Annotated in this window: 2 protein-coding genes; both read right to left on the reverse strand. The window is 69.1% G+C overall.

The genetic code is table 11. The annotated features are described in order from the left end of the window. Positions 1 to 2,805 (reverse strand): non-ribosomal peptide synthetase (locus ABT354_RS37890; RefSeq protein WP_351502606.1); only part of this gene is annotated, 2,805 nt, incomplete at its 3' end. Between the two features lie 50 nt (positions 2,806 to 2,855). After that, positions 2,856 to 6,142, reverse strand: a 3,287-nt coding sequence (locus ABT354_RS37895; RefSeq protein WP_351502608.1) for a non-ribosomal peptide synthetase, incomplete at its 5' end; no start/stop codon positions are given.

Below are 6,142 nucleotides of genomic sequence, written 5' to 3' on the forward strand. Positions count from 1 at the left end.
CCGGTCCACGATCACGAACGCGGAGGGCACCATGTAATCGGGCAGGACCTCCAGCAGAGCCAGCCGCAACCCACCCCCATCCACACCCGGAACCGCACCCGCAGCCGCACCCGGAGTCAGGGCCGCACCCGCACCCGGGGCCGGGGTCGGGTCCGGGACGACGTAGCCGGTCAGACGCTTCTGGCCGGGCCGGTCCTCCCGCACCACCACCGCGCACCCGCCGACACCCGCCACCCGCGACAGAGCCGTCTCCACCTCACCCGGCTCGATCCGGAACCCCCGCACCTTCACCTGATCATCCGCACGCCCCACAAAGTCCAGCGACCCGTCCGCCCGCCACCGCACCACATCACCCGTCCGGTACATCCGCGCACCCGCAGGACCGAACGGATCCGCCACGAACCGCTCCGCCGTCAGACCGGCCCGCCCCAGATACCCCCGCGCCAGACCCGCACCCGCCACATACAACTCACCCACCACACCCACCGGCACCACCGACAACAACCCATCCAGCACATACACCCGCGTATTCCCCACCGGAACACCAATGGGCGGCCTCTCCGATCCGCTCAGCGGGGCGCTCATGGACACGCACACGGTGTACTCGCTCGGCCCGTAGGCATTGATCATTCGACGCCCGCGCGACCAGGTCGCCACGGCATCGGCAGAACAGGCGTCGCCCGCAACGATGAGGGTGAAGTCCGGCATCCGCTCCGGACTGAGGACCGACAGCAGGGCCGGGGGAATCAGGGCGTGGGTAACGCCTTCGCGTACGAGAAGCTCGGTAAGCGCATCCGCGTCGTGCAGCTTCTCCGTCGGCGCGAGCACCAGGGTCGCGCCCGCCAGCAGCGAAACGCTGATCTCCATGAAGGCGGCGTCGAAACCGGGGGATGCGAACTGGAGCATCCGGTCTCCCGGACTGACCGCGAAGCCCTCGATCTTGCTGGAGACGAGGTTCGGAATGCCCTTGTGGGTGACGACGACGCCCTTGGGGCGGCCGGTGGAGCCGGAGGTGTAGATGGTGTAGGCGGGGTGGTCGGGATGGATCCGCACACCCGGATCGCTCTCCGGCAGACCGTCGAGATCCGGCAGCACGTCCAACGTCAGCAACGGCCGCGCGTCCTCCACCATGTACGCGATCCGCTCCGCCGGATACTCCGGATCCACCGGCAGATACGCCGCCCCCGACTTCAGCACACCCAGAATCGCCACCACCATCTCCACCGAACGCGGCAACATCAACGCCACCGTCCGCTCCGGACCCGCCCCCCGACCGATCAGGTAATGCGCCAGACGATTCGCCCGCGCATTCAACTCCCCATACGTCAGCGACACACCCTCGAACGACACCGCCACCGCACCCGCACGACACCCCACCTGCTCCTCGAACAAAGCCGGCAGAAGGAGGCGGGGCTCGGCGTCCGGCGTCGTGGGCCCCGTCCCGATCTCGGCCAGTCGGCCGAGATCGTCGCTCGACAGGATCTCCAGTGTGTGGAGGGGTGCGTCGGGGTGGGCCGCGGCGGCAGCGAGAAGGCGCGTGAGGTACGTGGTGATGCGCTCGGCCGTGGTGTGATCGAACAGATCCGTCGCGTACTGGAGGCCGCCGCTGATGCCGGCGGGTGTGGTTCCGTCGCCGTGCGACTCGGCGATGTTGAACGCCAGATCGAAGAGCGCCGCCGCCTCGGTGCCCGCCACGGGTTCGAGTTCGAGTCCGGGCAGTTCCAGGGTGGCGCGCGAGGTGTTGTGGTACGCGAGCATGGTTTGGAAGAGGGGGTGGCGGGCGAGGGTGCGCTGGGGGTTGAGGGCTTCGACGAGGGACTCGAAGGGGAGGTCCTGATGGGCATAGGCGGCGAGGTCGGTGTCGCGTACGCGGGCGAGGAGGTCCCGGAAGGTGGGGTTGCCGGTCGTGTCGGTGCGCAGGACGAGGGTGTTGACGAAGAACCCGACCAGGTCCTCCAGCGCGTCGTCGGTACGCCCGGCGATCGGAATACCGATCGGAATGTCCGTGCCCGCACCGAGACGGGTGAGGGTGGCGGCGATCGCGGCCTGGAAGACCATGAACATGCTCGTGTTCGAGGACCGGGCCAGCGCCGCGAGCTGCCGGTGGGTGTCGGCGTCCACCTCGAACACTGCGAGCGCCCCCCGGTGCGACGGCTCCGCAGGACGCTGCCGGTCGAACGGCAGCGCCAACTCCTCAGGCACCCCGGCGAGATTCTGCCTCCAGTACTGAAGCTGGCGCGCGAACAGCGACTCCTCATCGGCCGGATCACCCAGGAGGTCCCGCTGCCACAGCGTGTAGTCCGCGTACTGGACCGGCAGCTCCTCCCACACCGGAGCCGCACCCTCCCCCAGACGCGCCGTATACGCCTGCCCGAGATCCCTCAGGAACGGCGCCGTCGACCAGCCGTCCGAGGCGATGTGATGCAACAGCACCAGCACCACCCACTCCCCCTCCCCCACCCGGAAGAGAGTCACCCGCAACGGGATCTCGGCCGTCAGGTCGAACACATACCGCGACCCTTCGGCCAGCCGGCCCGACAGTTCGTCTGCCGTGCAGGCGGTCACCTCGAACGGCACGTCCTGACCCGGCGGCCGGATGTCCTGGAACGGCTCACCCTCCGACTCACCGATCACCGTCCGCAGGGCCTCGTGCCGGTCGGCCACATCACCCACCGCAGCCCGCAGAGCAGGCTCATCCAGCACACCCCTCAGCCGGACCACCAAAGGCATGTTGTACGCCGAACCCGCCGCACCGAACTGACCCAGGAACCACAGCCGACGCTGAGCAAACGACAGAGGAAACATCAGAACTCCACAGGAATCACGTAGCAGGGGAAGAGCCGCGCCAAGAGCCGTTACTGGGCTGTGGTGGGCCTGCGGCGGGGCGTGAGGGCAGGCCGCTTGCGGGTCTGCGGCGAGGCGATGTGCGAGGCGATGCCGGCCACGGTGGGCGTGTCGAACATCGCGCGGATGGGCAGCTCGACGTCGAGCCGGTTGCGGACGCGGCTGACCAGGCGCGTCGCCAAAATGGAATGACCACCGAGGTCGAAGAAGTCGTCGTCGATGCCGACCTTCGCCAGCCCCAGCACCTCCGCGAACAGGGCGCAGAGGACTTCTTCGTGCGGGTTCCGAGGCCCCCGGCCGCTGCCTGCGGCGGGTGCGTGGTCCGGGACCGGAAGGGCCTTGCGGTCGAGCTTCCCGTTCGCCGTCAGCGGCAGCCGGTCCATGATCACGAACGCGGACGGCACCATGTAGTCGGGGAGCACCTTCTGTAGGCGCCCGCGCAACCCGGCCGCATCGGCGACGCAGCCTTCGGCGGGCACGGCGTACGCGGCGATCCGCTGGTCACCGGGTCGATCCTCGCGCACGATCACGGCGCTGTGGGCGACCTCGGGATCCGCCCCGAGCGCGGCCTCGATCTCGCCGAGTTCGATCCGGAACCCGCGCACCTTGACCTGGTCGTCGGCACGACCGACGAACTCCAGACCGCCGTCGGCGTTCCAGCGCACCACGTCGCCGGTCCGGTACATGCGGGCCCCGGCAGGGTCGAAGGGGTCCGCGACGAACCGCGTGGCGGTGAGCGCCGCACGGTCCCGGTAGCCACGGGCCAGGCCGGCTCCCGCCACGTACAGCTCACCGGCGACGCCGACCGGGACCGGGCACAGCAGGTCGTCGAGTACATACGTACGCAGATCGCCCAGTGCCCGGCCGATCGGGCTGCCGGCTCCGGCGCCGGTCATCTCCTCGGCCAGGGGCAGATAGCTGACGTGCACCGTCGTCTCGGTGATTCCGTACATGTTGACCAGGAGCGGAGCGTCGGCGGGACGGATCCCGTACCAGTTCGACAGATCGGGCAGTTCGAGCTTCTCGCCACCGAACACCACGCGGCGCAGCACCAGCGCGTCCGTGAGGGGCCTGTTCTCCCGCGCCGCCTGAGTGAGCTGCCGGAACGCGGACGGCGTCTGGTTGAGGACCGTCACCCTTTCCCTGGCCAGCAGTTCGAGGAAGCTCGCGGGAGAACGGCTGACGAGCTGCGGGACCACGACCAGCCGGCCGCCGTGGAGGAGAGCGCCCCATATCTCCCACACGGAAAAGTCGAAGGCGTAGGAGTGGAAGAGCGTCCATACGTCGTCCGGGCCGAACGAGAAGACTTCCTCGGTGACGGCGAACAGCCGGCAGGCATTCCGGTGCGTGACGATGACGCCCTTGGGGCGGCCGGTGGAGCCGGAGGTGTAGATGGTGTAGGCGGGGTGGTCGGGATGGATCCGCACACCCGGATCGCTCTCCGGCAGACCGTCGAGATCCGGCAGCACGTCCAGCGTCAGCAACGGCCGCGCGTCCTCCACCATGTACGCGATCCGCTCTGCCGGATACTCCGGATCCACCGGCAGATACGCCGCCCCCGACTTCAGCACACCCAGAATCGCCACCACCATCTCCACCGAACGCGGCAACATCAACGCCACCGTCCGCTCCGGACCCGCCCCCCGACCAATCAGGTAATGCGCCAGACGATTCGCCCGCGCATTCAACTCCCCATACGTCAGCGACACACCCTCGAACGACACCGCCACCGCACCCGCACGACACCCCACCTGCTCCTCGAACAAAGCCGGCAGGACGGCCGTGCTCGGCTCCCGCTCGGGGACGCTCCACTCCCCCAGTATCTGGTGGCGCTCCTGCTCCGAGAGGATCTCCAGTGTGTGGAGGGGTGCGTCGGGGTGGGTCGCGGCGGCGGCGAGAAGGCGGGTGAGGTACGTCGTGATGCGCTCGGCCGTGGTGTGATCGAACAGGTCGGTGGCGTACTGGAGGACACCGCGAAGGGCTTCGTCCCCTGCCTTGAAGTCCCGTTCGAGGATGTTGAACGTGAGGTCGGTTTTGGCGGTTTCGGTGGTGGGGGGGAGGGTGTGGGTGGTGAGGTTGGGGAGGGTGAGGTGGGCCTGGGTGGTGTTGTGGTAGGCCAGCGTCACCTGGAAGAGGGGATGACGTGACAGGCTCCGCTGGGGGTTGAGGGCTTCGACGAGGGACTCGAAGGGGAGATCCTGATGGGCATAGGCCGCCAGGTCGGTGTCACGGACCCGGGCCAGCAGGTCCCGGAAAGTGGGATTGCCGGTGGTGTCGGTGCGCAGGACCAGGGTGTTGACGAAGAACCCGACGAGGTCTTCGAGGGCGTCGTCGGTGCGTCCGGCGATGGGGATGCCGATGGGGATGTCGGTGCCGGCGCCGAGGCGGGTGAGGGTGGCGGCGATGGCGGCCTGGAAGACCATGAACATGCTGGTGTTCGTGGACCGGGCGAGCGCCGCGAGCTGCCGGTGGGTGGTGGTGTCGATGTCGAACAGGGCCATGGCACCCTGATGGGAGGGCTCGGCGGGACGGGGCCGGTCGAAGGGCAGGGTGAGTTCCTCGGGTGCCCCGGCGAGAGCCTGCTTCCAGTAGCCCAGCTGGCGTGCGTAGAGGGATGCGGGGTCGGCGGGGTCGCCGAGGAGGTCCTGCTGCCAGAGGGTGTAGTCGGCGTACTGGACCGGCAGGTCCTTCCACGCCGGGGCCGCACCATCGCCCAGACGGTGGGTGTAGGCGTGTCCGAGGTCCTTGAGGAACGGGGCCGTGGACCAGCCGTCCGAGGCGATGTGGTGCAGCAGCACCAGCACCACCCACTCCCCCTCCCCTTCCCCGACCTGGAAGAGGGTGACCCGCAGCGGGATCTCGGCCGTCAGGTCGAACACATACCGCGACCCTTCGGCCAGCCGGCCCGGCAGTTCGTCTGCCGTGCAGGCGGTCACCTCGAACGGCACCGGCTGGCCGGGCGGGCGGATGTCCTGGAACGGCTCGCCCTCCGCGTCGCCGATCACGGTCCGCAGGGCCTCGTGCCGGTCGGCCACATCACCGACCGCGGCTCTGAGGGCGGTCTCGTCGAGGGTGCCTGACAGGCGGACCGCGAGGGGTGTGTTGTACGCGGAACCGAGGGTCCCCAGACGCCCCAGGAACCACAGCCGGCGCTGCGCGGACGACACCGGCACCCGACCCGAACCACCCGGTTCGCTCAGCCTGGTGCGCATGGGCAGGACCGGGGGGCGTTCGCTCGTACCGGTGTCCATGTTCTGGACCAGGCCGGCCACCGTCGGGGTGTCGAACAGGGCCCGCA

Source organism: Streptomyces sp. NPDC000594, assembly GCF_040299965.1.
In the GTDB taxonomy this organism is placed as follows: Bacteria; Actinomycetota; Actinomycetes; order Streptomycetales; family Streptomycetaceae; genus Streptomyces.